Annotated in this window: 15 protein-coding genes; 7 read left to right on the top strand and 8 right to left on the bottom strand. The window is 71.0% G+C overall.

Features of this window, described 5'->3' with window-relative positions; genetic code table 11:
- Positions 1 to 2: 2 nt before the first annotated feature.
- The 7 genes from ACWH43_RS02225 to proB form a co-directional block, all read right to left on the bottom strand.
- Positions 3 to 1,391 (bottom strand): S41 family peptidase, encoded by a 1,389-nt coding sequence (locus tag ACWH43_RS02225; protein WP_158445997.1) that lies wholly within the window; start codon positions 1,389 to 1,391, stop codon positions 3 to 5.
- A complete protein-coding gene (locus tag ACWH43_RS02230) occupies positions 1,391 to 2,695 on the bottom strand; it encodes a murein hydrolase activator EnvC family protein (protein ID WP_260349382.1) in 1,305 nt (434 codons plus the stop codon). Before ACWH43_RS02230 ends, ACWH43_RS02225 begins: the two co-directional genes overlap by 1 nt.
- 176 nt (positions 2,696 to 2,871) lie before the next feature.
- Entirely contained in the window at positions 2,872 to 3,351 is a 480-nt protein-coding gene (rlmH, locus tag ACWH43_RS02235; protein ID WP_158445995.1) for a 23S rRNA (pseudouridine(1915)-N(3))-methyltransferase RlmH, read from the bottom strand.
- A 6-nt stretch (positions 3,352 to 3,357) separates the two neighbouring features.
- The gene (gene rsfS, locus ACWH43_RS02240) at positions 3,358 to 3,756 is read right to left on the bottom strand and encodes a ribosome silencing factor (RefSeq protein WP_375797032.1); all 399 of its coding nucleotides are present in this window, start codon (positions 3,754 to 3,756) and stop codon (positions 3,358 to 3,360) included.
- A gap of 81 nt (positions 3,757 to 3,837) precedes the next feature.
- On the bottom strand, positions 3,838 to 4,449 hold the full coding sequence (locus ACWH43_RS02245) for a nicotinate-nucleotide adenylyltransferase (RefSeq protein ID WP_158445993.1): 612 nt from the start codon (positions 4,447 to 4,449) through the stop codon (positions 3,838 to 3,840).
- A gap of 18 nt (positions 4,450 to 4,467) precedes the next feature.
- Entirely contained in the window at positions 4,468 to 5,709 is a 1,242-nt protein-coding gene (locus tag ACWH43_RS02250) for a glutamate-5-semialdehyde dehydrogenase (RefSeq protein WP_158446001.1), read from the bottom strand.
- Between the two features lie 211 nt (positions 5,710 to 5,920).
- Complete coding sequence (proB, locus tag ACWH43_RS02255) at positions 5,921 to 7,045, bottom strand: glutamate 5-kinase (protein WP_158445992.1); 1,125 nt, start codon at positions 7,043 to 7,045, stop codon at positions 5,921 to 5,923.
- Positions 7,046 to 7,313: 268 nt separating this feature from the next.
- Here proB and rpsU point away from each other — a divergent pair, with 268 nt between their 5' ends.
- From rpsU to ACWH43_RS02290, 7 genes are all read left to right on the top strand, one after another.
- Positions 7,314 to 7,577 (top strand): 30S ribosomal protein S21, encoded by a 264-nt coding sequence (gene rpsU / locus ACWH43_RS02260; RefSeq protein ID WP_158445991.1) that lies wholly within the window; start codon positions 7,314 to 7,316, stop codon positions 7,575 to 7,577.
- An 85-nt stretch (positions 7,578 to 7,662) separates the two neighbouring features.
- Complete coding sequence (locus tag ACWH43_RS02265) at positions 7,663 to 8,037, top strand: DUF6481 family protein (protein ID WP_260349380.1); 375 nt, start codon at positions 7,663 to 7,665, stop codon at positions 8,035 to 8,037.
- 217 nt (positions 8,038 to 8,254) lie between these two features.
- Positions 8,255 to 8,815: a sigma-70 family RNA polymerase sigma factor gene (locus ACWH43_RS02270; protein WP_158445990.1), complete on the top strand. Its 561-nt coding sequence runs from the start codon at positions 8,255 to 8,257 to the stop codon at positions 8,813 to 8,815.
- 48 nt (positions 8,816 to 8,863) lie between these two features.
- Positions 8,864 to 9,559, top strand: a complete 696-nt coding sequence (locus ACWH43_RS02275) for a hypothetical protein (protein ID WP_158445989.1) — start codon at positions 8,864 to 8,866, stop codon at positions 9,557 to 9,559.
- A gap of 62 nt (positions 9,560 to 9,621) precedes the next feature.
- Positions 9,622 to 11,100, top strand: a complete 1,479-nt coding sequence (locus ACWH43_RS02280; RefSeq protein ID WP_158445988.1) for a S8 family serine peptidase — start codon at positions 9,622 to 9,624, stop codon at positions 11,098 to 11,100.
- 47 nt (positions 11,101 to 11,147) lie between these two features.
- Positions 11,148 to 12,302: a glycosyltransferase gene (locus ACWH43_RS02285; RefSeq protein ID WP_158445987.1), complete on the top strand. Its 1,155-nt coding sequence runs from the start codon at positions 11,148 to 11,150 to the stop codon at positions 12,300 to 12,302.
- Positions 12,299 to 12,961, top strand: a complete 663-nt coding sequence (locus ACWH43_RS02290; protein ID WP_158445986.1) for a class I SAM-dependent methyltransferase — start codon at positions 12,299 to 12,301, stop codon at positions 12,959 to 12,961. Before ACWH43_RS02285 ends, ACWH43_RS02290 begins: the two co-directional genes overlap by 4 nt.
- Positions 12,962 to 13,126: 165 nt before the next feature.
- Here ACWH43_RS02290 and ACWH43_RS02295 read toward each other — a convergent pair whose 3' ends face one another.
- Positions 13,127 to 14,692, bottom strand: a complete 1,566-nt coding sequence (locus ACWH43_RS02295) for a globin-coupled sensor protein (RefSeq protein WP_158445985.1) — start codon at positions 14,690 to 14,692, stop codon at positions 13,127 to 13,129.
- Positions 14,693 to 14,786: the final 94 nt, after the last annotated feature.

Genomic DNA, 14,786 nt, shown 5'->3' on the forward strand with positions numbered 1-14,786 from the left:
GATCAGGGCTTGGGCGCTTCCGGCGCTGCAGGCGCGGGGGCGGCCGGAGCCGGAGCGGGCGTCGCGGCGGGAGCCTCGGCCGGCTTCGGCGCGGCGGCGGTCGCGTCCCTCTTGACCCCGTGCAGCAGGTCGATCGCGGCGAGGAGCTGGGTGTCCTTCTTGGGATCGTTGGGGACATAGGAGCTGGAGCCGGACTGCTCCTCGCCCTCGCCGGCCTTGAGGTGGCCCTTCAGCGCGGCTTCGCCCTTGTTGTCGACGATCTTGTCCTTGAGTTCCTGCGGGATGTCCTGCAGGACCTCGATGTCCGGCGTGATGCCCCTGGCCTGGATCGAGTTGCCCGACGGCGTGTAGTAGCGCGCCGTGGTCAGGCGCAGGCCGCCATTGGAGCCGAGCGGGATCACGGTCTGGACCGAGCCCTTGCCGAAGGAGCGCGTGCCGATGATGGTGGCGCGCTTGTGGTCCTGCAGCGCGCCCGAGACGATCTCGGCCGCCGAGGCGGTCGAGCCGTTGATCAGCACGACGATCGGCTTGCCCTTGGTCAGGTCGCCCGCCTTGGCGTTGAAGACCTGGGTCTCCTCGGCGTTGCGGCCGCGGGTCGAGACGATCTTGCCGCGCTCCAGGAAGGCGTCGGAGACCAGCACCGACTGGTCGAGGCGTCCGCCGCGGTTGTTGCGCAGGTCTATGATGTAGCCCTTGATCTTGTCGGCGCCGATCTCGCTCGTGGTCTTCTCGATCGCCTTGCGCAGCCCGTCATAGGTCTGCTCGGAGAAGGTGCCGATGCGGATATAGCTGAGATCGCCCTCGACGCGCTCCTCCACGGCCGGGACGACGATGGTCTGGCGGGTCAGGGTGAAGTCGAGCGGCTCGGGCTTGCCGGGGCGCTCGACCTTCAGCGTCACCTGGGTGTTGATCAGGCCGCGCATCTTGTCGACCGCCTGGGTCAGGGAGAGGCCCTTGACCTCCTGCCCGTCGATCTGGCGGATGATGTCGTTGGCGAGGATGCCCGCCTTGGAGGCGGGCGTGTCCTTGATCGGCTTGGCGACCTTGAGGACGCCGTCCTCCATCGTCACCTCGATGCCGAGCCCGCCGAACTGGCCGCGCATGTCGGTGTCCATCTCGCGGAAGGATTTCGCGTCGAGATAGGAGGAGTGCGGGTCGAGCGAGGAGACCATGCCGTTGATCGCGGCCTCGATCAGCTTCTGCTCGTCGGGCTTGTCGACATAGTCGGTGCGAATCTTCTCGAAGATGTCGCCGAACAGGTTGAGGCTGCGATAGACCTCGGCCGAGGCGGCGACGGCGCTGGTCGAACTCAGGAGCCTCGTCTGGGTCGCCAGTCCGGTCAGGCCCGCGCCCATGATGGCGCCGGCGAGAACGAGAGAAACCTTGCGCATCATCCGCGAACCTTTTCGCCTTGCGATTTCGTCCACCACGGCGCCGGGTCGATCGAGGCGCCGTCTTTCCTGAATTCAATATACAGAACCGGCTGGCCGGTTCCCACTCCCACTGTCGTCGCGGCAGCTTCCGATGTTTCGCCCATCACCGCAACAGGCTCGCCGGCGAGGACGAACTGGTTGAGGGCGACATCGATCCGCTGCATTCCGGCCAGCAACATGTAGTATCCGCCGCCGGCATTCAGGATCAAGAGCTGCCCGAAGGAGCGGAACGGACCCGCGTAAACGACCCAACCGTCAGAAGGCGCCGAAACTAGGGCGCCGGGACGGGTTTCCAGCGAAATTCCGCGCGTCGTGCCGCCGGCGCCGTCCGGATCGCCGAAACCACGCAATCGTGAACCCGCAACCGGCAGCGAAAGCATGCCCCGGGCGTCGGCGAAGGCGATCTTGGGGGCGAGCCGCGCCGGGTCCCGGAAGGCCAGCGCCGTCATCCGCTCGCGCTGCTCGCGGGTCTCCTGCTCGATCGCCTTGCGGGCGTCGTCGGCGGCCTTGCTGGCGACCGAGATCTCCTTCTCGATCCGCTCGACGAAGTCGCGCATCGAACGGGCCTGGCCGGCGAGCTCGGCGCCGATCGCCTTCTGCGCCTCGGCATCCTTGGCCGCGCTGGCCTCGCGCTCGCGCCTGGCCTCGATCAGCGCGGCGAGGCGCCGGCGCTCGCCGGCGAGCTGCTCCATCTCGGCGCCGATCCCGACCTTCTCGGAGGCGATTCCGTCGCGCAGCCGCACCAGCTCGGCGAGGTCGGTGCCGAGGATCTCGACCTCCTGCCGCAGATCCGGCACCACGGCGCCGAGCAGCATCGAGGCCCGGACGGCCTCGAGGATGTCCTCGGGCCGGACCAGCACGGCGGGCGGCGGGCGGCGGCCGATGCGCTGCAGCGCCGCCAGCACCTCCGCGATCAGCCCGCGCCGGCTCTCGAGCGAGCGGCGGATCGCCGCCTCGCTGGATTGCAGCAGCGACAGGCGCTTCTCGAGCTCGCCGAGCTTCTCCTCGCCGGCCTGGGTGCGGGCGGTGGTGTCGAGCAGGGCCTTGTTGAGCGCGGCGCGGTCGGCGCGGATCGCGGCGATCTCGCCTTCCAGCTTTTCGCGCGCCTCCTTGTTGCCGGCCAGCCGCTGCTCGATCGCCTTCAGCTCGGCCTCGCGCGCCTGCTTCTCGACCAGCTTCTGCATCGCCTCGCGCTGGAGCGCCTCGGGATCGGGCTGGGCGGTCTGAGCCTGGGCGGGAAGGGCGAGGACGCAAACCGTCATGGCGAGGAGCGCGGCGACGAGGCCATCCAGGGGCAGAGGGCGACGCCCCCCTGGATGGCTTCGCCGACCCTGTCCTCGGGCTTGCCGAAGGCGAGGCCCGGGGGCCCGCAACGACGGAAATGCCCGGAGCCGGACGGCCGGAATCATGGCAGCGCGAATCAGGGAGCGGAGCAGGCTCATATGCGATGATAGGGGTGGCCGGCGATGATCGTCATCGCGCGATAGAGCTGCTCGAGCGCGAGGGCCCGCACGATCTGGTGCGGAATGGTCAGGGCGCCGAAGGCGAGCGTGATGTCGGCCCTGTCGCGGATCTCCTCGCTCAGCCCGTCGGCGCCGCCGATGATCAGGCTGGCATGGCCGGTGCCGGCATCGCGCGCGGCGGCAAGGCGCTGGGCGAAGGCCTCGCTGCCGAGATGTCTTCCGCGCTCGTCGAGCGCGACGACCAGCCCGGGCTGGAGCTTCCCGAGGATGGCCTGCGCCTCCTCGCGCTTGCGCTCCTCCGGGCGCCGGCCCCGGCCCTCGGCGATCTCGACGAGGTCGGGGCCGCTCAAGCCGATGCTGCGGCCGAGCGCCAGCGCGCGCTCGCGATAGCGCTCGCAGAGCTCCCGTTCCGGCCCGTCCTTGAGCCGGCCGACGGCGATGACCGCGAGCCGCACGCCCCGTCAGCCGACGAGGCGTTCGTTCGGCCGGTCGGCGCCCCACATCTTCTCGAGATTGTAGAACTCGCGCACTTCCGGCCGGAAGATGTGGACGATGATGTCGCCCGTATCGATCAGCACCCAGTCGCAGGCCGGCATGCCCTCGACCTTCGGCGGGGGCAGCCCGGCATCCTTCAGGGCTTCGATCAGGGTTTCGGCAATCGAGGCGACATGGCGGTTGACGCGGCCCGAGGCGATGATCATCGCATCGGCCAGCGAGGTCTTGCCCACGAGGTCGATCACCGTGACATCCTCGGCCTTCATCTCGTCCAGGACGCGCAGGGCGAGGGCGATGCTATCGGCAGAGGGATTGTCCGCGATAGCAGCCTGGGGAAGCGGCTTCGGCTCGGCTTCGCCAAGGATTTGACGGTTCAGTGACGTATCCTCTCGATCAGACGCGCCTTTCGCGCGACGCAGCTAAAATAGGCCGGAAAGGTCCGGACTTCAATCGCGGCCGGCCTGCCGGCGCAGCATCGTCGAGGACAGGGACGAGCGCCGGCCGTGCAGGAAAGTCCAGGCCGGCGGCGCGGTGCGGGCCAGCGTCGCGGCGCGGCTCTCGGGGACGCGCCAGCGCGACAGCCAGCTCGCGGCCGGCGAGGCCATGGCGCTGTGGGTCGAGCCCGGCCGGTCGATGACCGCGATCGGCATCATCCGGGCGATGGCGCGCCATTCGTTCCAGCGGTGGAAGCCGGCGAGATTGTCCGAGCCCATGATCCAGACGAAGCGCACCCCCGGGCAGCGCCGCTTCAGCGCGCGCAGCGTGTCGGCGGTGTAGCGGGTGCGCAGCCGCGCCTCGATGCCGGTGACGTCGATGCGGGCCGAGCCGGCGACGTCCCGGGCCTGGCGGATGCGCTCGGCCAGCGGCGGCAGCCGGGCATTGTCCTTGAGCGGGTTTCCGGGCGTGACCAGCCACCAGATCCGGTCGAGCTGGAGCCGGCGCAGCGCGGTCAGGCTGGCCAGCAGATGGCCGTCATGGGCGGGGTTGAAGCTGCCGCCGAACAGGCCGATGCGCAGGCCCGGCGCATGGGGCGGCAGCCGCAGATGCTCGTTCGCCATGCCCGCGCGCTTCGCTGGTCAGGGCCGGGTCTGGCCGGAGCCGTGGACGCGGTATTTGAACGAGCAGAGCTGCTCGACGCCGACCGGGCCGCGCGCATGCATCCGGCCGGTGGCGATGCCGATCTCGGCGCCGAAGCCGAACTCGCCGCCATCGGCGAACTGGGTCGAGGCGTTGTGGACCACGATGGCCGAATCGACCTCGGCCAGGAAGCGGGCGGCGGCGGCCCCGTCGGCGGTGACGATGGCGTCGGTGTGATGCGAGCCGTAGCGCTCGACATGCTCGATCGCGGCATCGAGGCCTGGCACCGTCTTCACCGCGATGATGCGGTCGAGATATTCGGTCGCCCAGTCCTCCTCGGTCGCCGGGGTGACGCGGGCGTCGACGGCCTGCGCGGCGGCGTCGCCGCGCACGGCGCAGCCGGCCTCGAGCAGGGCGGCGACGAGCGGGGCGAGATGCGTCGCGGCGCAGGCCTCGTCGACCAGCAGCGTCTCGGCCGCGCCGCAGACGCCGGTGCGGCGCAATTTGGCGTTGAGCAGGATCTCGCGCGCCATGGCGAGGTCGGCGGCGCCATCGACATAGACATGGCAGTTGCCGTCGAGATGGGCGAAGACCGGCACGCGCGCCTCGTTCTGGACGCGGGCGACCAGGCTCTTGCCCCCGCGCGGCACGACGACGTCGACAGTGCCGCCGAGCCCCGCGAGGATTTCGCCCACCGCGGCGCGGTCGCGCGTCGGCACGAGCTGGATCGCGTCGGCGGGCAGGCCGGCGGCCTCCAGCCCCTCGCGCATGGCGGCGGCGATCTCGGTCGAGGAGCGGAAGGAATCGGAGCCGGCCCGCAGGATCGCGGCATTGCCGCTCTTCAGGCAGAGCGCCCCGGCATCGGCGGTGACGTTCGGCCGGCTCTCGAAGATCACGGCGATGACGCCGAGCGGCGTCGCGACGCGCTCGAAGCGCAGCCCGTTCGGCCGGGTCCACTGCGCCAGCACGCGGCCGAGCGGATCGGGCAGCTCCGCGACCTCGGCGACGGCGTCGGCGATGGCGGCGAGGCGCGTCCCGTCGAGGGCGAGGCGGTCGATGAAGGCGGCGCTCAAGGACGCGGCCTTGCCGTCGGCGAGGTCCCGGGCATTGGCGGCGAGGATGCGCGGGGCGCGGGTCCGCAGCGCGTCGGCCATGGCGCGGAGGGCGGCGTTGCGCTGCTGCGCGGAGCTGAGCGCGACCTTGCGCGCGGCGGCGCGGGCCCGGCGGCCGAGCTCCTGCATGGCGCGGCCGATATCCTGATCGGTCTCGCCCGTCGCGATAATGCGCAGCGCGCTGTCGCTCGTCATTTCATTCAGCCCAAACAGATGCCCGTCGATCGAAGCATAGCGGATTCCCGCAAAAACGCGCAGTCGTCCCGGACAAGCCGCGCAGCGGCGCCGATTCCCTCCGGTCGCCCGGGATGACGGCGCGCATTTTGGAGAATGCCATAACCTACCCCAGTCCGAGCGCCATGTCGTCCCGGTGGATCATCTCGGCCCGGCCGGGATGGCCCAGCGCCGTCTCGATGTCGCGCGAGGCCTTGCCGAGCACCAGTGCCGCCTCCGAGGCGTCGTAGGAGACGAGGCCGCGGCCGAGAACCTGCCCCTCGGGGTCGCGGATCAGCACGGCGTCGCCGCGCGAGAACTCGCCCTCGATGCGGCTGACCCCCACCGGCAAAAGGCTCGCCCCGCCGCGCAAAGCGCGCGCCGCGCCGGCATCGACATGCAGCGTGCCGCGCGGCTCGAGCGAGCCGGCGATCCAGGTCTTGCGCGCCGTCGCGGGCGTCGAGGCGGTGAGGAACCAGGTGCAGCGCCCGCCCGCGGCGATGCCGGCGAGGGGGTTCTTCGGGCGCCCGTCGGCGATCAGCATATGCGTGCCGCCGGCCGCGGCGATCTTGCCGGCCTCGATCTTGGTGCGCATGCCGCCGCGTGAAAGCTCCGAGGCCGCGCCGCCGGCCATGGCGTCGATCTCGGGCGTGATGCGCTCGACCAGCGGGATGTGCCGCGCCGCCGGGTCCTTCGCAGGCGGCGCGGTGTAGAGCCCGTCGATGTCGGAGAAGAGCACGAGCAGGTCGGCGCCGGCCATGGTCGCGACCCGCGCCGCGAGCCGGTCGTTGTCGCCATAGCGGATCTCGGTGGTGGCGACGGTATCGTTCTCGTTGATGACGGGGATAGCGCGCAGGTCGAGCAGCCGGCCGAGCGTGGCGCGGGCGTTGAGATAGCGGCGGCGCTGCTCGGTATCGGCCAATGTCAGCAGGATCTGCCCGGCGGTCAGTTCGTGGGCGCCGAGCGCCGCGGCCCAGTTGCGGGCGAGCGCGATCTGGCCGACGGCGGCGGCCGCCTGGCTCTCCTCCAGCCGGAGCGGGCCGGCCGGCAGGCCGAGCACGGTGCGTCCGAGCGCGATCGCGCCCGAGGAGACCACGAGGATGTCGGCGCCGCGCCGGTGCAGCTCGGCCAGGTCCTCGGCGAGCGCCGCGAGCCAGGCATGGCGGAGCCGGCCGCGATCGCGGTCGACCAGCAGGCTGGAGCCGACCTTCACGACGATGCGGCGGAACTGGGAGAGGGCAGGCGTGTTCACGGGCGACGGGACCGGTTGCGGCGATGCCCAAGCCTGTTGGGGAAAACCGCGCGCTTGTAAAGCGCGGCGCCGCGATGGCGGGGGCCGGACCGGCGCATAGGGGGCCCGGGATTGACGAAAGGGGATGTCGTCCCCATATGAGTTCACGCTCCGGTCGCACCCGCCGCTTTATTTTTGCGTGCCCTGCGACTTTTCCGTCACTCTGGACCGCTCCGTGCCGCCGCCCTGCGCGCGATGCCGCGCGATCCGTTTTGGTCAGGAGGCCGCCATGCAGGTTCTCGTCAGGGACAACAATGTCGACCAGGCGCTGCGCGTCTTGAAGAAAAAGCTGCAACGCGAAGGGATTATGCGCGAGATGAAGCGCCGCAGGGCCTATGAGAAGCCCTCCGAGCGCCGCGCCCGCGAAAAGGCCGATGCCGTGCGCCGGGCCCGCAAGGCCGCGCTGAAGCAGGCGCGCCGCGAGGGGCTGGTCGCGATGCCGAAGCCGAAACCGCGCCCGTCGCGCGCTGGAAGCGCAGCGCCTGCGCGTTGATTTCGATACCAATTCGCCGCGATCTGGATTACGTCGCCCGCGCAGGCCGAGCAACGGCCTGTAACAACATGAGAGATGACCACCCTTGAAGAACCCGAACGACCGCAGCTTCACCGACCGTCAGGCCAACTCCGCCAAAGCCAAGCAGGCGCTCCTGGAGCGTTTCAAGGCACGGCCCAAGGCCGATGACCCGGTCATGGTGCAGCGACGCGCGGAGCGGGAAGCCATCGCGCAGGCCCGTGCCGAGCGCGAGGCGGAAAAGGCCAAGATCCGCGCCGAGAAGGAGCGGCTGGAGGCGATCGAGCGCGAGCGCATCGCTGAAGAGAAGCGCCAGGAGGAACTCGCCCGCGAGGCTGCCCGCAAGGCGGAGCAGGCCAAGCGCGATGCCGAGCGTCCCCGCAAGGTGCTGCTGGAAGCGGTGCAATACATGCAGATGCGATCGGCCGGCAAACGCCGCTGATGATTTGGGGCGCCACGGCGCCCCTTTTCGTTTTTCTTTACCGTTTCCACAGAGACGCGCCCGTTCCGCCGGCCATCATGGCCGAAACGTGACCGGAAGCGCCCGGCATGCTATCGGCAAATCCGGCCGTGCAGATTAATCTGCGCTCCGATTGAACCTGTCCCCCGCTCGCCGCGACCAATGGGTGCGAGCCGGGATGCCTGGTCTTCGAGGGGCGATGCATACGGAATCGGACGAGGATCTCGTCAAGCGGATCGCCTCGGGCGACCGGCTCGCGATGAAGGTGCTGTTTTCGCGGCATCAGGTGCGGGTCTACCGTTTCGTGCTGCGGCTCGTCCGCGACGAGACGCTTGCCGAGGATGTGATCGGTGACGTCTTCATGGATCTCTGGCGACAGGCGGATCGCTTCGAGGGCCGCGCCTCGGTCGCGACCTGGCTGCTCGCCATCGCCCGCAACAAGGCCTGGTCGCAATTGCGCAAGCGCCGCGACGCCGCGCTGGACGACGACTACGCCGCGAACATCGAGGACGAGTCGGACGGGCCCGAGATCGTGCTGCAGAAGCAGGACAAGGGTCTCGCCATCCGCGCCTGCCTGGAGCGTCTCTCGGCCGAGCACCGCGAGGTCGTCGACCTCGTCTATTATCACGAGACCTCCGTCGAGGAGACCGCGCGGATCGTCGGCATCCCCGAGAACACGGTCAAGACCCGGCTGTTCCACGCCCGCAAGAAGCTCGGCGAGATGCTCAAGGCCGCCGGCATCGACCGCGGCTGGCCGTGAAACGAAACCCTTGGTGAAGCGCGGCCCGGCCGCTGCAGGAGTGGCGTCATGACCGACAGCGTCGCAAGCGACCCGAAGCGCCGCGAGCTCGAGGAGCTGCTGCCCTTCTACGCCAATGGCCGCATCGCCGCGGCGGACCGGGCCCGCATCGAGGCCGCCCTGGCCGCGGACGCCGATCTCGCGGCGCGGCTCGAGATCATCCGTGACGACATGGCCGAGACGGTGCTGCTCAACGAGCGGCTCGGCGCGCCCTCGCCGCGGGTTCTGGACAGGCTGCTGGCCGGCATCGAGGCGCAGGCGCAGCCGGCGCCGCTGCTGACCCGCGCCACGGACGGGCTGGGCAAGGGCTTCATCGGCTGGCTCGGCGGGTTGCTGGCGGCTCAGGCCCCGCGCCGCCTGGCCTATGCCGGCGCCTGCGCCGCCGCGCTGATCGTGCTCCAGGGCGTGGCGATCACCGGGCTGGCGCTGCGCGACGCCGGCGGCGGCTACCGGACGGCGTCGGCACCGGGCTCGCATGCCACGGAGCGCTATGTTCTGCTGAGCTTCGCGCCCGAGGCCCGGGCCGGCGAGATCGCCGCCTTCTTCAAGCGTTTCGACGCCTCGGTGGTCGACGGACCGCGCGCCAACGGCTTCTTCAAGGTGCGGGTCGGCGACGCCTCGCTCTCCGATGCCCAGGTCGATGCGATCGCCGCCCGGATGAAGGCGGAAAGCGGCATCGTCAGCTTCGTCGCGGCCGCGCCGTGACGGCCGGCTTCGGGATCCGCCGCCCGCGGCGGCAGGAGCGGCCGGGCCGGGAGGATGAGGCCGTGCACCGGATCCTCCCGCCGGCGCGCGCCGCCCGCAGGCGCGGACTCGCGGGCATCGCTCCGTTCGTCCTGGGGCTGGTTCTCGGCTCGGGCCTCGCCCTGGCCCAGCCGGCGCCGGCGGGCGCCCCCGCCCAGCGCGGCGAATCGGACGCCCAGCCGTCTCCCGCCGGGGGAGCCAGCCGCTCGATGCGCGTGCCGCCCGGCTCCTGGCTCCAGCCGCGCCAGGCGCGGGCGCTGGTGCCGGCGCGCGAGGAGACCCGCTTCGTGCCCGACGAGGTGCTGTTCGAGCTGGCGCCGCATGCCGATGCCGAGGCGGTGCTGCGCCGTTACGGGGCGACGGTGATCGCCCGGCAGCGCTTCGAGCTCGCGGGCGTCACCGTCATCCGCGCCCGGATCGAGGCCGGGCGCGACCTGCGCGCGGTGCTGACGCAGATGGGCGACGACGCCAGCATCGCCGGCGCCCAGCCGAATTTCCTGTTCGGCCTGCAGGAGGAGAGCTCCCGGCCGGCGCCGGGCGCCGCGGCGGGCCCGAGCACCGCATCCTCCGATTCGCGCAGCCAGTCGACGCTGCCGACGCGGCGGCTGTCCGATCCGACGCCGTCGGCGCGTGCGCCGATGACGACGCGCCGGGTGCTGCCGTCGCAATATGTCGTCGGCAAGCTTCACCTCCCCCAGGCTCACAAGCTGGCGCAGGGGCGGGGCGTGCGCGTCGCGCTGATCGATTCCGGCGTCGACATGGAGCATCCGGAGCTGCGCGGCTCGGTCGTCGGCTATCTCGACGCCGTCGACGGGCAGGCGACGCCGCATGCGCACGGCACCTCGATGGCGGCCGCGATCGTCGCCCATGGCGAGCTGGACGGCATGGCGCCGGCGGCGCGGCTCCTGGTCGGCCGGGCTTTCGGCGGCACGCAGGCGACCTCCGCCAACGGCAAGTCCTTCCAGATCCTGACGGCGCTCGACTGGGTGGTGCAGCAGCGCGCGAAAATCATCAATCTCAGCTTCGCCGGCCCGCAGGACCGGCTGCTGTCCAAGGCGCTGGCCGGCGCGAAGGAGCGCGGGCTGATCGTGGTCGCCGCGGCCGGCAATGGCGGGCCGAAATCCGGCCCGCTCTATCCCGGCGCCGATCCGAACGTCATCGCGGTGACGGCGACCGACGCCGATGACGAGCTTTTCCCGGAAGCGAGCCGCGGCGGCTATGTCGCGGTGGCGGCGCCCGGCGTCGACGTGCTGACGGCCGAGCCCGGCGGGCGCTACGCCTTCACCTCGGGCACCTCGATCGCGGCGGCCCATGTCGCCGGCATCGTCGCGCTGCTCGTCGAAAAGCAGGCCGATCTCGACCTCGCCGGCGCCCGCAGGATCCTGGCGGAGAGCGCCGTCGACCTCGGCTCCAAGGGGCGCGACCCCCTGTTCGGGGCCGGGCGCGTCGACGCCGAGGCGGCCGTGGCGCGCATGCTGCCGGTCGCGACGGCGCAGCCCTAGCGGCGCGGGGCTCTTGACCTTCGCCGCCGCATCGGCCTGATGGCGCGATGCCGCGTCCGAAACTGCTGTTCGTCGCCACCGAGGACTGGTTCTTCGCCTCGCATTTCCTGCCGATGGCGCGGGCGGCGCGGGAGCTCGGCCTCGACGTCGCGGTCGTCGCGCGCGAGCGTCACCACCGCCGCGTCATCGAGGCGACCGGGGCGCGGCTGATCGCGCTCGAGGCCGAGCGGCGCAGCCTCGATCCGCGCGCGCTGTTCCGGCAGGTCCGGGCGCTGAAGCGCATCGTCGCGGCGGAGCGGCCCGACATCCTGCATTGCATCGCGCTGAAGCCGATCGCGCTCGCCGGCCTCGCCGGCAAGCTCGCCGGTGTCGAGCGGCGCGTCTATGCGCTGACCGGGCTCGGCTTCCTCGGGGCGAAGCAGGGGGCTTTGGCGGCCTTGGCCCGCTTCGCCGCCGTGGCCTGGCTGCGCGGCGCGATCGACGGCCCGCAGGTGCGTTTCCTGTTCGAGAACCCGGACGATCCGGTCACCCTCGGACTCGACCCGCAGGATGCCGGCAAGGTCGCCATCGTCGGCGGGGCGGGGGTCGATCCGCTGATCCTGATGCCGGCGCCGATGCCGCCGGCCCCGCCGCTGAAGGTCGCGATCGTGGCGAGAATGCTGTGGTCGAAGGGCGTCGACCTCGCCGTCGAGGCGGTGAGGCTGGCGCGCGCCGAAGGGGCGAAGGTCGAGCTGACCATCCACGGCGCACCCGATCCTTCCAACCCCAAGGCCATTCCCGAGGCGACGCTGAAGGACTGGGCGGCGCGTCCGGGCATCGTCTGGGCCGGGCCGACGCGCGACATCGAGGCGGTCTGGAAGGCGCATCACCTCTGCGTCCTGCCCTCGCGCGGCGGCGAAGGGCTGCCGCGCACGATCCTGGAGGCCGCTTCCTGCGGCCGGCCGATCCTGACCACCGACGTGCCGGGCTGCCGCAGCTTCGTGCGCGAGGGACAGGACGGCATGGTCGTGCCGGCGGAGGATGCCGCGGCCCTGGCCAGGGCCTTGCTGGTCTTCGCGCGGGCGCCGGGGCTGGCCGAGCGGATGGGCGCCAATGCGCGCGCGCGGCTGCTCGACGGCCATACCGAGCGCGATGTGATGAATGCGGTGAAGGCGCTCTATCGTGGCCTGCTGGAGCGGCCCGTGACGGATGTCACGGCATGAGCGGGCCGGAGGGCGAGCCGGCGCGCGTGGCGTTCATCCGCGCGCATACCCGCCTGCTGCCGGTGCCGCATGCGCCGGAGATCGGCCTGCATGTCGCCGAGGAGGCGACGGAGCTCTGGCAGAAGACCGAGGAGGAGCTCGCGGAGATCGGCCTGCCGCCGCCGTTCTGGGCCTTCGCCTGGGCCGGCGGGCAGGCGCTGGCGCGCTATCTGCTCGACCATCCCGAGGTCGTCGCCGGCCGGCGCGTGCTCGATTTCGCCTCGGGCTCCGGGCTCGTCGCGATCGCGGCGATGAAGGCGGGCGCGGCCCGCGTCGAGGCCTGCGACATCGACGCCTTCGCGGCGACAGCGATCGGCCTCAACGCCGCAGCCAACGGCGTTGCGGTGACGGCGCGGCTGGAAGACCTGGTCGGCCGCGACGAGGGCTGGGAGGTGATCTGCGCCGGCGACGTCTGCTACGAGCGCGCCATGGCCGAGGCCGTGATCGGCTGGCTCGGCGGCTTGGGCCGGCGGGGGGCGACGGTGCTGATCGGCGATCCCGGCCGCAGCTACCTGCCCAAGGACAGGCTCGAGGCCGTCGCCAGCTATGAGGTGCCGGTGACGCGCGCGCTCGAGGACGCCGAGATCAAGCGCAGTTCCGTCTGGCGGCTCGCCGGGTAGGGCTTTTCCGCGCTTCTGAAGAAAAGCGGGTCATCCCGGACGCAGCGAAGCGGAGATCCGGGATCCATGCCGAGCCTTTGCCGGAGAGGCTCCGGCATGGATCCGGGTCAAGCCCGGGATGACCGCGCGGTTCCGGTTCTCTTCATCCGAGCCGTGGCCACAGGTTCAGGCCGCGCGCCGTCGGGCTTGGCCGCCGGGCGCGACGCCCTGCTCGGTGCGGAAGGCGGCGACCAGCTCGTTGAGCTGCTCGGTCTGGTCGAGCAGGGTGCGGGCCGAGCTCGCGCTCTGTTCGGCGAGCGCGGCGTTCTGCTGGGTGATCTCGTCCATATGACTGACGGTCTGGCTCATCTCGTCGATGCCGTTGGCCTGCTCGCCGGAGGCCGAGGCGATCTCCTCGACCGTGCTCGAGACCTTGGCGGAGGCGGCGACGATCCGGTCCAGCGTCTCGCCGGCCTGCCGGACGAGCTTCACGCCTTCCGCCACCTCCGTATCCGAGGAGGCGATCAGGCCGGTGATGTCCTTGGCGGCATCGGCGGAACGCTGGGCCAGCGCCCGGACCTCGGCGGCGACGACGGCGAAGCCGCGCCCGGCCTCGCCGGCGCGGGCCGCCTCGACGGCGGCGTTGAGGGCGAGCAGATTGGTCTGGAAGGCGATGCCGTCGATGACGTCGGTGATCTCGGAGATCTTCTTCGAGGCGCCCTCGATGCGGGCCATCGCCTCGACCGCGTCCTTGACGATGTCGCCGCCGGTGCGCGCGACATTGGCGGCCTCGTCGGCGAGCGCCACGGAATCGCGCGAGGCCTGCGACGAGGTCTTGACCGAGGCCGCGAGCTGCTCGGTGGTCGCCGCGCTTTGCTCCAGCGCCGAAGCCTGCTGCTCGGTGCGCATCGACAGATCCTGCGCACCGCTGTTGATCTCCTGGGAGGAGGCGGCGATCGCGGCGGAGGTGCCCTTGATCGTCGAGACCATCTCCTGCAGGCGCTCCATCGCCGCGTTGAAATGGTCGCGGATCTGGGCGTATTCGGCGGGGATATCGGCGCTCATGCGGTGGGTGAGGTCGCCATCGGCGAGCGCGGCCATGCTCTCGCTGACGCAGGCGATCGCCTTGTCGCGATCCGCCGCCTGGGCCTGCTCGACGGCGCGGGCCTCGGCCTCGGCCTTGAGCCGCGCCTCCTCCGAGGTCTCGAGATAGACCGTGATCGCATAGTCCATGTCGAGCATCGCGGCCTTGACGATGGCGCCGATCTCGGCCGAGCGCGCGGCGGCGCCGGACATGCGCTTGCCCAGCGCGTTCTTCGGCCAGCGCGCTTCGAGCACCCCGGCGATCAGCTTCTCCAGGATCAGCGCATAGCCGCCGATATACCAGCGCGGCTCGAGGCCGATGCGGGCGTGAATCTTGCCGACCTGGGTGACGGCGGCGATATAGGTCTCGTCGAACTGGCCGGTCGCGATGCCGCTCCAGTGCTTGTTCTGGCGCTGCTTGGCGCTGTCGATATGCTGTTCGTTGCTGAAGAACGCCTTCGTTTCCGGAAAGGAGCGCAACTGCGCGTAGAAGGTGTCGAGCGCGACCGGAACGGAGGCGTTCAACGCATCGCCGACATCGCGGATGCGCGCCTGCGCCTCCGGGCCGAGCTGCATGAAGGCAAGCCGTTTAGAAAGTTGATCCGATGCCGACATGTGGAAAGTCCCCAGCGGGCAGCATCCGGCCGCCCCAGGGCAAAATCCTCCCATAATGAGGTTAACAACCTATGAGGGTGTGCCCCGGCGCCGGTTGAGGCCGTCATGCGGCGAGATCTCGCCGCCCCTGCCGGAAAACTCCTTTCCC

Source organism: Allobosea minatitlanensis, assembly GCF_964020775.1.

Coding starts and splice junctions, on each gene's coding strand:
- ACWH43_RS02225 (WP_158445997.1), bottom strand. CDS start 1,391: ATGCGCAAGGTTTCTCTCGTTCTCGCCGGCGCCATCATGGGCGCGGGC.
- ACWH43_RS02230 (WP_260349382.1), bottom strand. CDS start 2,695: ATGACGGTTTGCGTCCTCGCCCTTCCCGCCCAGGCTCAGACCGCCCAG.
- ACWH43_RS02245 (WP_158445993.1), bottom strand. CDS start 4,449: ATGGCGAACGAGCATCTGCGGCTGCCGCCCCATGCGCCGGGCCTGCGC.
- ACWH43_RS02250 (WP_158446001.1), bottom strand. CDS start 5,709: ATGCAGGAGCTCGGCCGCCGGGCCCGCGCCGCCGCGCGCAAGGTCGCG.
- rpsU (WP_158445991.1), top strand. CDS start 7,314: ATGCAGGTTCTCGTCAGGGACAACAATGTCGACCAGGCGCTGCGCGTC.
- ACWH43_RS02270 (WP_158445990.1), top strand. CDS start 8,255: ATGCATACGGAATCGGACGAGGATCTCGTCAAGCGGATCGCCTCGGGC.
- ACWH43_RS02275 (WP_158445989.1), top strand. CDS start 8,864: ATGACCGACAGCGTCGCAAGCGACCCGAAGCGCCGCGAGCTCGAGGAG.
- ACWH43_RS02285 (WP_158445987.1), top strand. CDS start 11,148: ATGCCGCGTCCGAAACTGCTGTTCGTCGCCACCGAGGACTGGTTCTTC.
- ACWH43_RS02290 (WP_158445986.1), top strand. CDS start 12,299: ATGAGCGGGCCGGAGGGCGAGCCGGCGCGCGTGGCGTTCATCCGCGCG.
- ACWH43_RS02295 (WP_158445985.1), bottom strand. CDS start 14,692: ATGGGAGGATTTTGCCCTGGGGCGGCCGGATGCTGCCCGCTGGGGACT.